At 28.9% G+C, this 15396-nt stretch carries 15 protein-coding genes; 3 read left to right on the top strand and 12 right to left on the bottom strand.

From position 1 onward, the window contains the following. The 3 genes from EYW44_RS01780 to EYW44_RS01770 are packed head-to-tail and all read left to right on the top strand — an operon-like array spanning position 1 to position 5843. A complete protein-coding gene (locus tag EYW44_RS01780; RefSeq protein WP_132721791.1) occupies positions 1-699 on the top strand; it encodes a hypothetical protein in 699 nt (232 codons plus the stop codon). Beyond that, positions 689-3130 (top strand): hypothetical protein, encoded by a 2442-nt coding sequence (locus EYW44_RS01775; RefSeq protein WP_132721789.1) that lies wholly within the window; start codon positions 689-691, stop codon positions 3128-3130. Before EYW44_RS01780 ends, EYW44_RS01775 begins: the two co-directional genes overlap by 11 nt. Beyond that, the gene (locus tag EYW44_RS01770; RefSeq protein ID WP_132721787.1) at positions 3120-5843 is read left to right on the top strand and encodes a hypothetical protein; all 2724 of its coding nucleotides are present in this window, start codon (positions 3120-3122) and stop codon (positions 5841-5843) included. The genes EYW44_RS01775 and EYW44_RS01770 overlap by 11 nt, the downstream gene beginning before the upstream one ends. Here the strand turns inward: EYW44_RS01770 and EYW44_RS01765 are convergent. The 12 genes from EYW44_RS01765 to EYW44_RS01710 all read right to left on the bottom strand — a co-directional run bounded on the left by EYW44_RS01765 (position 5835) and on the right by EYW44_RS01710 (position 15388). Next, on the bottom strand, positions 5835-6281 hold the full coding sequence (locus EYW44_RS01765; protein WP_165872135.1) for a nucleoside 2-deoxyribosyltransferase domain-containing protein: 447 nt from the start codon (positions 6279-6281) through the stop codon (positions 5835-5837). The genes EYW44_RS01770 and EYW44_RS01765 overlap by 9 nt on opposite strands. After that, positions 6271-7281: an ADP-ribosylglycohydrolase family protein gene (locus EYW44_RS01760; protein ID WP_132721783.1), complete on the bottom strand. Its 1011-nt coding sequence runs from the start codon at positions 7279-7281 to the stop codon at positions 6271-6273. Before EYW44_RS01760 ends, EYW44_RS01765 begins: the two co-directional genes overlap by 11 nt. A gap of 11 nt (positions 7282-7292) precedes the next feature. Then, on the bottom strand, positions 7293-8021 hold the full coding sequence (locus EYW44_RS01755) for an ADP-ribosylglycohydrolase family protein (protein ID WP_132721781.1): 729 nt from the start codon (positions 8019-8021) through the stop codon (positions 7293-7295). A gap of 2 nt (positions 8022-8023) precedes the next feature. Further along, positions 8024-8563: an NADAR family protein gene (locus EYW44_RS01750; RefSeq protein WP_132721779.1), complete on the bottom strand. Its 540-nt coding sequence runs from the start codon at positions 8561-8563 to the stop codon at positions 8024-8026. A 136-nt stretch (positions 8564-8699) separates the two neighbouring features. After that, complete coding sequence (locus tag EYW44_RS01745; RefSeq protein ID WP_132721777.1) at positions 8700-11144, bottom strand: alpha/beta hydrolase family protein; 2445 nt, start codon at positions 11142-11144, stop codon at positions 8700-8702. Positions 11145-11254: 110 nt separating this feature from the next. Beyond that, positions 11255-12016 carry a metallophosphoesterase family protein gene (locus EYW44_RS01740; RefSeq protein ID WP_132721775.1) on the bottom strand — a complete coding sequence of 254 codons (762 nt, stop codon included), beginning with the start codon at positions 12014-12016 and terminating at the stop codon, positions 11255-11257. A gap of 8 nt (positions 12017-12024) precedes the next feature. Then, positions 12025-12663 carry a DUF4291 domain-containing protein gene (locus EYW44_RS01735; RefSeq protein WP_207893730.1) on the bottom strand — a complete coding sequence of 213 codons (639 nt, stop codon included), beginning with the start codon at positions 12661-12663 and terminating at the stop codon, positions 12025-12027. Further along, positions 12644-13459 carry an SIR2 family NAD-dependent protein deacylase gene (locus EYW44_RS01730; RefSeq protein ID WP_132721773.1) on the bottom strand — a complete coding sequence of 272 codons (816 nt, stop codon included), beginning with the start codon at positions 13457-13459 and terminating at the stop codon, positions 12644-12646. Before EYW44_RS01730 ends, EYW44_RS01735 begins: the two co-directional genes overlap by 20 nt. A gap of 4 nt (positions 13460-13463) precedes the next feature. Next, entirely contained in the window at positions 13464-14072 is a 609-nt protein-coding gene (locus EYW44_RS01725; protein WP_132721771.1) for a macro domain-containing protein, read from the bottom strand. A gap of 11 nt (positions 14073-14083) precedes the next feature. After that, positions 14084-14536, bottom strand: a complete 453-nt coding sequence (locus tag EYW44_RS01720; protein WP_132721769.1) for a hypothetical protein — start codon at positions 14534-14536, stop codon at positions 14084-14086. Between the two features lie 20 nt (positions 14537-14556). Continuing rightward, positions 14557-15105: a prolyl hydroxylase family protein gene (locus tag EYW44_RS01715; protein ID WP_132721767.1), complete on the bottom strand. Its 549-nt coding sequence runs from the start codon at positions 15103-15105 to the stop codon at positions 14557-14559. Between the two features lie 19 nt (positions 15106-15124). Then, the gene (locus EYW44_RS01710; protein WP_132721765.1) at positions 15125-15388 is read right to left on the bottom strand and encodes a hypothetical protein; all 264 of its coding nucleotides are present in this window, start codon (positions 15386-15388) and stop codon (positions 15125-15127) included. Between the last annotated feature and the right edge of the window lie 8 nt (positions 15389-15396).

The following is a 15396-nucleotide window of genomic DNA, read 5'->3' as shown; positions in this document are numbered from 1 at the left end:
ATGAAAGAAGAAATTGTACTCAAAATTGACCCTGAATTTAAAAATACGCTAGCTGCAATAAGAGATATTCCTTTTATTGAAATTGCTGAATATTTAGATTTTATTTGGTTAAAGTGTACTACTGAAAAAGAAGAAATTAAAGAACGGTTGTATGAGGTACGTTTTAAAAATTGGTATGTTTTAAAAGATAACTACTTATTTCAAAAACAGCACTCAACTCCAGAAATGCGCTTTTTTGAAGCATCATGGACTCCTGTACATTTATATTTTAAAATTAACTTACCTGTTGCTGCTTTTAGTGGTAAAGCAACTTCTTTAAAAATTAATTTACAGTTAGAAAATCATTCACAAATTGAAGAAAGTGTTGGATTATTGACTACAAAAGAAATTCTTGGTAGTTATTTAATAGATGCTCCTAATTTTAGGTTTAAAAATTTAAAATATGCTGAAAGTGAAGCTAATGATGTTTTTATTTTTGGCACGCCATTTTTACCTATTCAAGGAATTACTTATTGGAAATTTCATAATATATTACTTCCTAATGGACGTATTTTAAAAAGTAAAACACATTTAGCTTTATTCAAACAAAGTATTACTGATGATTCTTTATTTCTAATTACTGCTGACAATACATATCAAGAAATTTCTACTAAACATGTGTATCCATTAACTAGAAAAGCAATTGTAAATGGAATATAATGTAATACATAGCAAAGCCGATTATTTTAAAGCTTTTTCTAATTATTTCTGGAATTGGGGAGATAACGGAACGGTTATTTCTTCTTCATTTTCCAATACTACAATTGGTTACAGAGAAGATATTACATTATTATTAAATGATGTTGCTCCTTCTATATCTCCTAGGCTTGGTAGTGTTTTATTAATTTTATATGCTTGCTCTGATAAATTTATAAAACCAACATACGAAAACGCTAAAAATATAATTAACAATGCTGAAGAAGATGATACATCTAAAGAAATTTTAGAGTACCATATTGTAAAAGCTTTTCAATTATTAAGAAAAATAAATAGACTTCCTGAAGAATTAAAAAAAGGACAAAAAAGAGTTTTATTATTAACTGAACTATTGCAACATAATAAAATCACAATTCCTAATTTTAAAGAAATACTTAGCGATTTTAATTCAGGTAACTATGATGGAACTATTTTTATTGAACAACATCAAGTTACATATGCAGAAATTTTAGCTGATTTTCATGTATTATCAGAAATTGATGATCAATATGCCTCTTCTGAAATTCTTAATGAGAAATTAGAAACAGGTGTTGTTGGTTTAAAAAAAATGGACTCACTTTTAGAAGAAAAAGATTTTTTAAAAAGTTTATTAAACCATAAAGAAACTGCTGTTTTAAGTGACATTGCTTCGCATTTAATAGCAGGACTGAAAATTCCTGTTTCCTCAGAAAATACGGGCGACTTATCTTTAGGTGGCGTGTCTGATGTTACCAATAAAGGAGACTTTGATAAACTATTATTAAGCGAACTAGCATATAATGAAGAGTTATTTCTTTCTCGTCTTATTAACAATGAAGCTTTATACTTTAAGAGAGAAATAGCTTCAGAAAATATATCTAAAAATCGAATTCTACTTCTTGATACTACCATTAGAGTATGGGGAACACCAAGAATTATTGAATTAGCCTTGGCTTTAGCATTTAAATATCATTCTAAATCAAACATTCAAACTAAAGTGTTTTTGCTAGATGGTGACGCTTACACAGAAGTTACTTTAAATTCTATAGAGGAAGTAAAAAACACACTAAAACTTTTATCTCCTCATTTAGATTGTAGTAATAGTTTAGATGCATTTTTAAAATCTGACGAAATAAACACCAATGATGAAGTTATATTTTTTGTAGAGGACTCTAACTTTAAAACAGAGGAAGTACAAAAGATATTTAATGAAAATAGTCAGATTTTCAAATTTTTAGCTACAATTCATAGAAATGGTACCGTAAACTATTTTAGCATTATGAATGGAATGTTAAAGCATATGGGAGATGTTGACATTGATATTGAAAATATTGTAAATAAAAAGAGGACTTTTGGAAACAAGAAACAAGACACAGATTCAATACAATATAATACGCTTCCATTTGTTCCTACTTTTTATCAAGAAGCTCCCAAATACCCTATTCTAAATAGAATTACCAATTACCCAGAAATATCAAAGGTGATGTACCTCCCAAATGAAAAGGGTATCATTTTAAAAAATCGTTACAATGAACTAGTTCACTATCCAAATAAAAGTCAAAACGGAGGCTATGTGTTGGAAAAAAACATTGGTAGTTATCATTATAAGTTTGTATTAAGTAATACTAAAGAAAAAGTATATCTTTTAACATATACTCCAAAACGATTAGCAGGATTTTCTACAATTCATCTTGGTGATTTTTCTGTTGATTATTATGATATTAAACAGTCTTTTAATTTAGATTGTAAGAAAATATTTGTTACTACTTTTAATGAAGATTTTTACATTAAAGCTGGTAGAGATAGCTATATTTTTGATAAGGATTCTTTGACATTAATTGCTTCTAGTAACATAAAATCAAACGAAAAAGAAAGTAAAGAACAAGATTACAGTGTTGGACGAATGGAAACTCCTTTTGTAAATATTAATAAAGTAAAAATTACAAATACAGGCGAATTAACTATAAACGATGATCAAATTTTAAATTTTCATAAAGCTTCTAATCAAGATACATGTAATTTTACCAACAAATACACGATGAGCTATTACAATGAAGGTAAAAATTTATCATATGTAGTAAGTGAAAACACACAAATTTTAAAAAGAACAGCTCTTTTTAATAATTCAAAATTAAAATTTAGGTATGTTACTTTTAAAGATGGTAGCGAGATATTATTTGATAATAAAGGATTTGCGCATTTAAAAAGTACGAATGAAAATATTCCTGAAATTACAATTCAGCTAAACTTAAATAGCACTCCTTGTTTTTATGTAGATGGTGAAGCTATTTGTGCTCCTACTAATATGATACATAGAGATTTTAATGTTGAGATATTAAAACCATCAGAAATTAACGAAAGGTATCTTACGCCTTTTATTAATAACATTTTAACTGCTTATGAAAATGGAAATTAGTCTTAAACATACATCTAAAAAACAATCACTTGTTGCTGCTTTTTATATCCCATCTGTTAATCCTGAAAAATGGTTGACTATTTTACACCAAAATAAAATTGGAATACATGATATTACTTGTTTTTTAGTCCCTGAATCTTTAGCTAATATTAATGCTTCAGGAATTTTTATAGTACTAAAGCAACCGATTAAAATAGAAAATACAACAATTCAATATCCTTATTATAAAGTTGCAGAAAATTTATTTATCCCTTTTGCAACCTCTTTATTTCCTCCTTTAACTAATGAAGAATTAAATAGTAGTTTTAAATATTACATGCAATGTTTTCATTCAACTATTGGAATGATTGGATGGGAAAAAGAAGATATTTTTAATTGGAATAGCATTGAAGTTGACTTTAAAAAAGATACTATTGATTGGTCATTGGCTACTTTCAATCCTTTTACAGTACCTAAAATTGTTAGTGTTTCTTTAATTGCTCCTGAAAACGAAGAAGAACTTATTAATGAATTAGAAAATGAAATTGATAAAAAAGATTTATCAGATATTCCCTTAAATGAAGATGAAAAAAAGACATTAACAGGTCAGATTAAAGATAAAATCAAAAAAACATTCTTAAAAGCTGGTTTAGGCGTTATTAAATCTCTAATGGATGGAGGTATTATACCTTCTGGAAGTTTTTCATCTGGAAGTGGCAGTAGTGTTAGTGGAAGTATTGGTAATAATAGCAAATTTTCAGGAAAAAGTTCTGGTATAACTCCATTACAAAAATTACATAATTGGTTTAAAAATAATTTAGAAGAACTAGAAAAACAACAGCAAAAAGAGCTAAATAAGCTGCTAAAAATGTTTGATGATAATATTTCAGAAGCATTAAAATATGCTGTTCCGCTTGGTGGTGATGAACTTGGTAGAAATAATAACGAACCTCCTTCTTATAAACTTTCAAAGCAAACACCTTCTTTTAGTTTAGGTAATATGAGAACTGGAGTTTCTACCTATGGTTGGAATGTTGACAATCATTATTATGAACTTAGACAAAAATATTTAAAAGCAGCTGAAATAGAAGTTGAGAATAAAAATTTTAGAAAAGCAGCTTATATATATGCACACTTATTAAAAGATTATCATAAAGCTGCCAATGTTTTAGAACAAGGCGGTTATTACAAAGAAGCAGCTGTATTATACTTAGATAGAATGCATAATAAACAAAGTGCCGCTACTTGTTATGAAAAAGGAATGTTGTATGAAGAGGCTATTGATATTTATAAAGAACTTGATAGAAATGAAAAAATAGGTGATTTATACCAATTATTAAATAAAGAGGATTTATCTAAAAAGTACTTTAAAATAACTTCTGAAGACTATCTTCTAAAAGAAGATTATATAAATGCTGCTCGAATAGAGAAAGAAAAGTTAAAGAGTACCGAAAATTCCAAGGCTATTTTATTAAAAGGGTGGACTGATTATAAGAAATCAGAAATATGCTTATCTAAATATTTTGAAGAGTCTTTTGAAGATGAATCAGAAAATATGAAGTTAATAATTGATAAAGTTTATAAAAAACATACCAATGAACAATCTGAAAGTAAACTTTTAAATGTACTAACCAATATTCCTTTAAATAAATATAAAGCCAAAGACTTAGGTGCTAACATTGCTTATAAAATTATCAGTAAAAAAATAAGAAAGGGAAATACAACTGATATTTATAAACTAAAAAGTTTTGTTGATGATCGCTTTTTAGGTACAGATATTACTCGTTTTGTTAGTAATAAAGCTAGAAAAAAGAAAAATACTAATCCACTTACAATAGAATTAGATAAAAACTTAAATTGGGTTAAATGCATAAAACATAAAGGAATCATGTTATTTGTTGGTCATGATACCAATAAATGGTGGTATATAGCTAGAGTTAACAAATATGGTAATATTGAATATCATACTTTAAAAAATCAGTATATTCAAAACACATATATTGAACTGATTAACAATGATTCTTACTCTGATGAAGTTTTAATTGTTTTTACTGGAAATGGCAAAGGTATATCTGAAAAAACCACCTTACATAAAAATAAATATTTTGATACAACTATTAAGCTAGCACATCATTATGAATTTAGTGAATCTTATTCGTATTATTCGATGAGTTCAAATGCTTATTACGCAATTGAAAAAGATGAAAAAACATACGATATTTCTATATACAGTAGTGATAAAAAATTTAGAAAAGTAATTACTCTTAAAAATAACAAATCTCTCGATTTACAAAGCATTAAAAAGCTTCAATATTTTGATGAATATTTATTTAGCTACACTAGTAACAGTTTATTTGCTGTTGATGAAAAAACAGGTAATGTTATTTCTCTTAACTTAGATACAGGCATCAAAAACTTTAAATTATTACACTTCAATAATATTTTAATTAAAACTTATAGTGGGTTATTGGTTTATTCTTTCAATCAAAAAGAGTTTATTATTAAAACCTCTCTCTTTTCGAGTGACTTTTTTGGAAAAGATGCTTTTTTTATTGGTAGTGATATTGTTGCTGTTTATTCTGATATCATCATAAAATTATTTTCAATAAAAAACATCGAAGCTGAGTTGATTGACACTGTTAGAATAAACGGCATTATAAGCTGTTTACCTGTGAATAGAGATCAGTATGCTGTTTTTACAAAAAATAAAAAGATACAAATACTATCAGTTTAAATTTGTGCGTGTAAAATGATTTAAGAAATCAGGTAAACTTTTATATAAATCAACTTTATAATAACTACAAAGCTCTTCTAAATAACGACTTGTATAAAACTCTTTTGGACAAACAACTATTAGCTTATTAGTTTTCACATACATTCTTAATTCTATCAATGAAATTGGTGATTTTGATTCTGGTAAAAGATTTAGAAGCACAATATCTGATAACTCTAATGCTTTCAACTCCCATAAAATATGATTTCTCATTTGAGTGTCAGTAAGGTTATCATGATTGTCAATGGTAGGATCAAAAAAATCATATGTATTATATAATTCATTAATTATTGAATCCCTCCAAGTATTCGTAACATTTATATCCATGCTACCTGCTAAAAAAATTCTTTTTTTAACTCCTATCTCTCCCGGTAAAGTTATTGTTGAATTATATATCATTACTAAAAAAAGATTCAGCTTCATCAGCCAATAATTTAAAATACTCCTTCCCTTCTACATTATCAATCATAAACTGAGGAATATCTGAAATACCATAAACTCCAGATAAAATACCTGTTGTAATTGAAGCCAAAGAATCTACATCTCCACCAATTAAAATACTTTTCTTTAATACTTCAAAAGGACTTTTACAGTTTTTTAAAAGATATAAAACACAACCTGTAGTAAATTTAGAGTCTGACGGAACACCTTTGATACCTGACAGAAAATAGGGCTTTTCTATTGGTTGTGAGCCACACAAAACTTCATAATCTTTAAGTGTTATCTTTTCAAAAGAATCTATAACTGCTACTTTTTGTAAATAACTTTTATATTCATCATTTAAATCAACAGTATCAAAACAATATTTAATAATATCTTTTCTATTTCCTTTTTTTACGATTAAAAACTCTGCTACCCTAGCAATACATTGGCTTGATAATATTGCATTGATATTAGGATGTGTAGCTGTAGCATTAATTTTTGCATACTCATTTATCAACTCAGGTTGCATTAAACCTAAAAATACCACTCTCATAGCAGGAGCATTTCCTGGGTTAGGTCTATCTTTTTGAAAAGATCTGATTTCTTCTATTGTTTTTTCACCTGAATAATACCAACGCATAGAACCATGACCGTTTCTTCCATAGCCTTTTTTAGCAATTCCTTGTTCATATTCTTCAGTCCATTTTTTAACTAGCAATGCTTCATTAAAATCTTCCTGAGAAATTAATGCTTTTAAAACACCAATGGTCATTTCTGTATCATCGGTATAATCCCAAGCTTTATAATTTTCTGTAAAGTTTTTTAATTTATCTTTTTCAGTTTTAATCAAATGACGAACATTTACAAATTCAGAAAAATCTACATTTTTCTGAATCCAGTCTCTATCTTGAAACTCTACTCCTGCTCCAAATGCATCACCTATAGCTGTGCCTAACAAAATATTGTAAATGTTCATTTTTTGATAATTTAATTATTGTACATACTTGTAAAATTCAAAATGATCTCTTTTTGAGATTGAGTTAATTTGGAATTTACATATGCTATATCTTTTTCAGTTATATCATTGTAATGATAGGCACTTAAACCAGCAACTATGGAAGCAATTGTATCTGTATCTCCTCCTAAGCTTACAGCCAATTTTATAGCTTCGTGAGTAGATTTTGTATTGTTGAATACTTTATAGACTGTACTTAAAGTTATATCAGACTTTAGCTCCATTTTTTCAAATTGCTCTATTTGAAATAGTTCTTCTTTTTTCTTTGGTTGATGATAAAGCTCATATAAATTCATCGCTGCTTTAAGTGATATAATGTGAGAATGTGAAGTATTGATAGAATCACATAATCCTTTTAAATCTTTAAGTAGAATAAAAGGAGAGATTCTCATAATACTGCCATTTCCCCATGAATTTCCAATGGTACCTAAAGGTGTATTTATCCACTTTTTAAAACCACTACCAAAACCACATCCTACATTTTCGAGTGCATGCTTTTTAAAGAAATACTCTATACTTTTCTCACTGCTCTGTTGAATTAAATATTCACAAGCTGCAATAGTCATTATGCTATCATCTGTTATTCTTGCTCTATCATTGTATATGATAACATTATCCTTAATAGCTACATTTTCTTTCAATTTAGATTCATAAGGCTGACCAACTAAATCTCCTAAAATTACTGCATATATTGAATTCATAACTATTTATTTAACTGATCCCTCACTTCCATTAATGCAAAACCTAGCAAATTTTTTCCTCTCCATGCATTAGGATTCTCTGCTTTTTCATTAGATGCTCCCATTCCTATTCCCCAAATTCGATCTCTTGGACTGGCTTCAACAATTATTCTATTTTTTGTAGTCAATAAAAAAGCCTTTAAAGATTCATTTTGAGAAAACTTAGCTAAATTACCTTGAACCACTATTTGAAACTTTTGTTCATCCCAAATAGCTGGATCGAAATTCTCTACTTTTCTTCCTAGCTTTTTTGCAGCTGCTGGCGATTTACATTCTAAAATCTTCTTTAAATGGATATCATCATTAAACAATCTGGCTTTTTCAGCCATCATATAATGTTCTGCTGTCTTATACAAAACTCCATTCACTTTAAAATCAGACTCCCACCATTGACTAAAACAGCTTTTACCTATACTTTCGTCTTTATTAGGTTGATGTCCCCAGAAAAACAAAAACTTCAATCTTTTACCTGTATCTTGAATACTTTGTATCGTATATTTCATTTTCAAAACCACTTTGTGTTATAATGACGCAAATATAAATCAAGAAAAAGAAGAAACAAAACTATTTTGTGTTTTTTTTACACAAAAAAAAAGACATCCTGTATAAGAATGTCTTTTAACTATTATTTTTTAGTGATTATTTAGCGCTAACTTTTTTACTTTTAGGCTTATTTTTCACGTATTTATCTAACCATTGCTCTTGCTCCCACAATAAATGTAAAATAGACTCTTTTGCTCTATAACCATGGCTTTCTTTTGGTAACATTACTAATCTTGCAGTAGCACCTAATCCTTTCAATGCATTAAAATAACGTTTACTTTGTAAAGGATATGTTCCTGAATTGTTATCAGCCTCACCATGAATTAATAATAAATTCCCCTTCATTTTATCCGCATGCATAAAAGGAGACATACCATTGTAGATTTCTGGTGCATCCCAGTAACTTCTTTCTTCACTTTGGAAACCAAAAGGAGTTAGCGTTCTATTATAAGCTCCACTTCTTGCAATACCCGCTGCAAATAAATTTGAATGAGATAATAAATTAGCTGTCATAAAAGCACCATATGAATGTCCTCCAACTGCTACTCTTTCCCTATCGATATATCCAAGATTGTCTACAGCATCAATTGCAGCTTTTGCGTTTCCTACCAATTGCTTTCTAAAACTATCATTTGGTTCTTCTTTTCCTTCACCAACAATTGGAAACGAAGCATCGTCTAATACAACATATCCTTTCGTCACCCAATAAATCATAGATCCCCAGAATGGGTATGTGAATTCGTTTGAGTTAGAAGTAGATTGAGAAGCACTCTTCTTATCTTTAAATTCTCTAGGATATGCCCATAAAATCATTGGCATTTTTTCTTTTTTAGCCTTATCATATCCTACTGGTAAATATAATGTACCTGATAACTCTAAACCATCATCTCTCTTATATTTAATTACTTCTTTATGTACGTTTTGTAAGCTCTTAAAAGGATTTTCAAAATCTGTGATTTGTTTTAAATCTTTTTTTCCTTTTATTTTTCTTACATAATAATTAGGATATTCGTTTGAAGATTCTACTCTAACTAAAAAAGTACCTTTCTTTAAATCTAAAGCATAATAAATATTCTCAACTTTATCTTTATAAGCTGACTGATAAACTCTGGTTGTCTTTTTATTTTTTAACTTAATCTTATCTATAAAAGGAAACTGACCATCTTTAGTGTATCCATCACCAATAAGATAAGCTTCTCCTTTGTCTATACTTACTACATATCTACCTAATTCATTTTTTGAAGAAACAAAACTACCAGGATCACTATACCTGTCTTGATAGTTTCTATCGTATAAAATTGTTGGCTGTTCTTTATTATTTTCAGGATTGAATACATAGGTTTTCATGTTTCTAGTATTCCACCAGTAGTCGTAAGCAATCGCTACGTTTTTATCATCTGTCCATTGAATTCCAGAGAATCTGTTTACAGACTTAAAAATAGATGTTGGTTGTCCATTAAAAGGTGCTGCTAATTGAAACACCTCATCTCTGTGAGAAACCTCTTTTTTAGGATCTCCTCCATCTAAGGCTTCTGCCCAATAAATTGTTGCTGGCTGGTCTCCTCTCCATCCCATAGAACGTTTTCCTTTTCTTGTAGCCATAAAACCTTTTGGTCTTACCTCATCTAAAGGAACTGAATTTACTGTTTTTACAAAAGTAGCATCGTCTTTGTAAATTTTTGTTTCACTTGGGAATCTTCTGTAAGGAACTAAATATGAAAATGGTCTTAAAATGGTAGAAACCATAACATATTTTCCATCAGGTGAAAAAGACATCCCTGTATACATTCCTTTGTTTAACCACAATGACTTTGCTCCACTAATGCTTATTTTGTAAATTTCAGAAGTAGCTAATTGCTCAAAATTATACTCATCATCTTTAGTTTTTAATAAATCTTGATACGTTCTGTTTTGAGCCTTTACTCCTTCACTTACAGATACTGTAGGTCCTTGAGGTACTGCTGTAGCTTTATCAATTAGAGGTTTTCTATCGCTTGGTAATGTTTTAACAAGTAATTCGTTATTATTATTAAACCACACAAAAGGTCTTCTCATGTTAGCATTAATAATAGGCTCTGTAATTTTTATTGCCTTTGCTTCTGCAATATTTACAACCCATAACTCAACACCTGTAGTTACTGTATTGGTAAAAGCCATCATTTTTTGATCTGGTGACCACTGTACATTGCTAATTCTAGGATTAGTTGGCAATCCTTTTACTTGTACTAATGTTTTACCACTAGTTTTTCTTAGCTTGATATTGTTAAAGTAATTTGCTCTACTTGAAATATTTGTCTTAGGATTAATTCTAAGTCCTCCTAATCTCATTTCTTTTTCAGATAACTCAACGATTGACTTATAATAATCTCTATATAAAAATACCATTTGCTCACCTTTTTCATCCATTCTTACAGATGGAGCAAGTGGTACATCAACCAAATCTAAAATTTCTTTCGAAGGCTTTTGATAAGTAACACTTTCTTGGGCTTGTACACTTACTGTTAGTAACAATAAAAGCACAAAAAGATTCTTGAATTTCATTTTTAGTTAGTTTAAGATTTTATTAATGAGTAATAATAGTTAATTCATTACGATTTACTATTAATTTTTTCTTAAAAAACTATCACATCACTAACCTAAAAACCAAAAACTTATGAATATTTCTTTTTAATTACTTTATACGGACTTTCGTTTCTTCCCTTTTCTTCTGGATATAATAAATACACAGGTTCAGTTTGAACAAACTCTTTTGTTTCTATATTTAATGCTGATAGTTTTCCTTTAAAAGCAGCACCAGTATCTACATTCCATACATTACAACCTTGCATTGGTTCATTAATATTATAACGAGTTGTAGGGGTATGCCCAATATAAATTTCTTTAAATAGTAACAATCGTTTAGGATATAACAGCGAATCTTTTTTGATACGCTTATCCATGATTAATGCCATTTCCCAAAGTGTTCTATCCCAATTGTAATTGGATTCATATACTTCTTTGGCGGGTCCATGCATAGAGGTAAATCCTGCATGAATAAACAATCTATTTTCTGTATCTACATGAAATAACTTCATGCGTTCTAAAAACTGTAAATGCTCTTTTTTCTGAGTTTCTGAATATCCTTCATAACTTTTTATAGTCATCAACCCTCCATGAAACAGCCATATATCATTTATATCTAATGATTTTAACCATTTTTCTAGATACACATCATGATTTCCTTTTATAAAAACGCAATGGTGCTCTTTTTCTAACTCCATTAAATAATCTAATACTTGAGCAGATTCTCCCCAACCATCTACATAATCCCCTAAAAAAATAAGATTATCATCGGGTTGTAAAGCTAACTTTTCTATCAGCTGCTTTAAAGCTTTTAATCCTCCATGTATATCTCCTATCGTAAATGTTCTCATTGTCTTCTTTATCTTATTGCTATATTTTTTGCTATTAATGCTGGTAAGTTATAAACTCGTTCTTTAGGAATCAACCTTTTTGCTTCTTTATATTTTCCTTCTTTGAGTAATTGGTTAATTTTTTTGGTTAAAGGTGTTACATCTACGATCTCTTCTATCCAATCATTATTGTACTCTTCTATTAAAAAGCGACTAATACCTACTTGGATAGTTCTGTTTTGTAATTTTCCTCCTTTTAAAGAACGCTCCGGATCCCACTGAATATGAACTTTGGCTTGTTTAAATTTCTCTTCCCATTCTAAACCACTTTTATAAACTGTTTTATCAGGATCTGTTAATACGCCCATAGCAAGTGCTTTCTCCCAACAATCTCGTTTTATTTTAATACCTAAAATATATTCTTGATTCGATTTTGTTCCCCAATTACTTCGCTCCATTAACCATAAATATGACGGTTTTATCCATGTCATTCTTGTAAATGAAAATGGAGCTTCAAATCGGTTATTTTTGATTGCAGGCAATGCTATTTTCTTATTATATGCTTGGTAAACAGTAATTGTTTTGCTATCAAAATCGGCTCTTATTTCTTGTTGTTTTAACATTTCTTCCTTTTCTTTTTCTTCTTTGTTATGTAAGAATACTTTCAAACAAATTCAAAAAATCTAATGCTGTACCTCTGTAAGAATGAAATCGTTTTTTATCTGAGAAATTATTGGTAAAACCATTGTCTTCTAAATTTACATCAATTACATGTCCGCCATATTGTAATGTTTGTTGAACTAACCTGTTAGGTAAATTTGTTGCTCCCGAACTTCCTAAAATGATTAATAAACCTGAGTTTTTTGCTATTTTTAAAGTAGTATGTAGCTTAAAAATACGCTCGTTATAAAACTCATCAAACCATAAAATATTAGGTCTGGTATGGTCTCCACATTCTGGACAAACTAATAGTTTACTCTCCTCATAAGTTAAATCTTCATCTATCTCTTTTAACGGTATACTTTTAGGTATTTCATAAATATCTTTAGTACACTCTGAAGCACATCTCATCTCTCTTAAATTCCCATGAATTTCATACACATTTTGTAACCCTGATCTTTGATGTAAATTATCAATATTCTGAGTTATTACATTAAAACGATCTTTTAAAAGCTCTTCTAATCTTACTAATTTATAATGTGCTTCATTCGGATTTGCTTCAGCGAACATTTTCTTTCTAAAAAAAGTGTATTGCCAAACTTCATCTGCATTTTTAGAAAAATGTTCAAACGTACCAAAAGATTCTGGTTTATAATGTTTAGATCCTTTTATCCATATACCGTCAGTCCCCCTGTAAGTAGGAATTCCACTAGCAGAAGAGATACCTGCTCCGGTTAAAAAAGTAACTTTATTTCTCTTTTTTATATTTAAAGCTTCTTGTATAACATCTTTTAATGCTTCCATGATATTAATAATCCCAAATTAATCCTTTTTCATTTAATTTATATTGAAACTTTTGAGTTTCACCAAAGGTTTCATACTTCTTATAATTTCCTAAAATAACTTCATTGTATGCTAAAAAAATTTGGTTTGATGCTATATCAAAAGGCATACGTCCGCAACCAGTACAAAGTCCAGGTATGGCAACTGTATGAATATTTTCATGATTTTTAGCAGCTATTAAAATAGCTTTCATAGCTAAATAAGCATTCACAGAAGTTGCGATATTAAAACTCATAGGTACTCTCATTGTAGGTGCAGAAATTAAATACGGTATTTCTTTATTTCTTGTTGAAATTATCATTGATTTTCCTACTAATAACTCTCGCTCTTCTAGTTTAGATATCCTGTTTTGCAATTCATCTTGCATATGCCATCCAAAAGTTTCTGATAAATGTATATCTAAACCTCCATCCATAAAACCAAATGAATTAGCAGGACTTACAATTGCATCGCAAGATACTTTTACAATATCTTCTTGAATAATTTCAACATTTTCATATTGATCAAAATCTTTCTTCCATGCTTCTTCTAATCCTAAATCTTGATACACTAGTTTTATTTTCAATGTCTTCATTTTACTTTCTTTTATTCTCCATACCAATCGACTTCATGTTCTATTAGTATTGAATCATTCTTTTTAATTAAAATTTTATCTGTAAATAACTTGGTTTCTTTTCTACTCTGCGGACCTCCACCTATACGAATCAAATGATCTATATAACTTATGAACTCAGCTGATTCTTCTCCAAATTTTTCTCCTTTTAAAATTACTTTTGATACTGGATATGTACCACTAACAACTTTCAAAGCTTGTTTAGCTGAAAAACCTACAGTAATAAACCCATATTTATCTGCTAACTCATATGCTATTTTAGGAATACCTGAATTGGTATAACCACTTACAACCTCAATAATAGCATCTGTATGTTTTTCCTTTAGCTCTTTAAATAAATTATCTAATAACTTGTATGCTGTTTTTTTATCAAACTTATTTTTACTAAAACCAACAACACCATACCTTACTATTTCATACTTCATAACCAACTTTTAATCTAGCACTATTCTCTTTTGTACATTATATCTGTTCGTAATACATATTTTTCTCCTGAAACAATTTCTTTACCTTCATGGCGTAATCGATGTCTAAAAACCAATGCCATTCCCTTTTTAGGTGTTACGGTAAATAATTTTCTAAATTCAGTTTCTCCTCCTTCAAAATCATCATTCAAATAAATTAAAAAAGAAAACTTACTTTCTTCTATCAAGTTTCTTTTAAAACTTCCATCTATATGCATTTTAAAACGTTGTCCCTTTGAATATTTATACACTCTAAACATTTCATTTAATCCAATGCTTTTGTAAAAACCAACTTTTTCAGGTACAAACTGTTCCATTTTACTCCAGAACTCATTTGCTAAATCTTGATTAAAAAACATGAGTCGATCATTGTTTCTAATGCCTTTAAACATCACTTGTTCTCCGTCAATATTTACTTTAGCTTCTTCAAACTCTTTTGCTTTGTATGTTGCTAAATATTGCTCACACTCTTCTTCTGAAAGGAAACTTTCTACTAAAAAAACCTCGTCATGTAATTTTACTTTTTTCATAACTTTTCAATTTATTGTTTTAAACATCCATATAGGGTTTGCAAATAGTCCATGCGCTATCTATATTTTCTGAAGCTTCTTTTAATCTTTTTGATGCCTCTAACAGTTCGGTTGAAAGTTTTATTCTGTTTCTTTCTTTATCTGCTAACGAATCTTTATGTAATTTTAGAGAAAGTAATTCTAGAAATTCCGCTAGTGAATCATATCTTAAATCTCCTAACTCTATGGCAATGTTTTCAAAACCATTACTATATTGCTCTAGATATTTGTTGTGTTTTGCCATTTTTATAT

This window comes from Tenacibaculum sp. M341 (genome assembly GCF_004337695.1).
Classification (GTDB): Bacteria; Bacteroidota; Bacteroidia; order Flavobacteriales; family Flavobacteriaceae; genus Polaribacter.
This window is presented reverse-complemented; position numbering and strand designations above follow the sequence as displayed.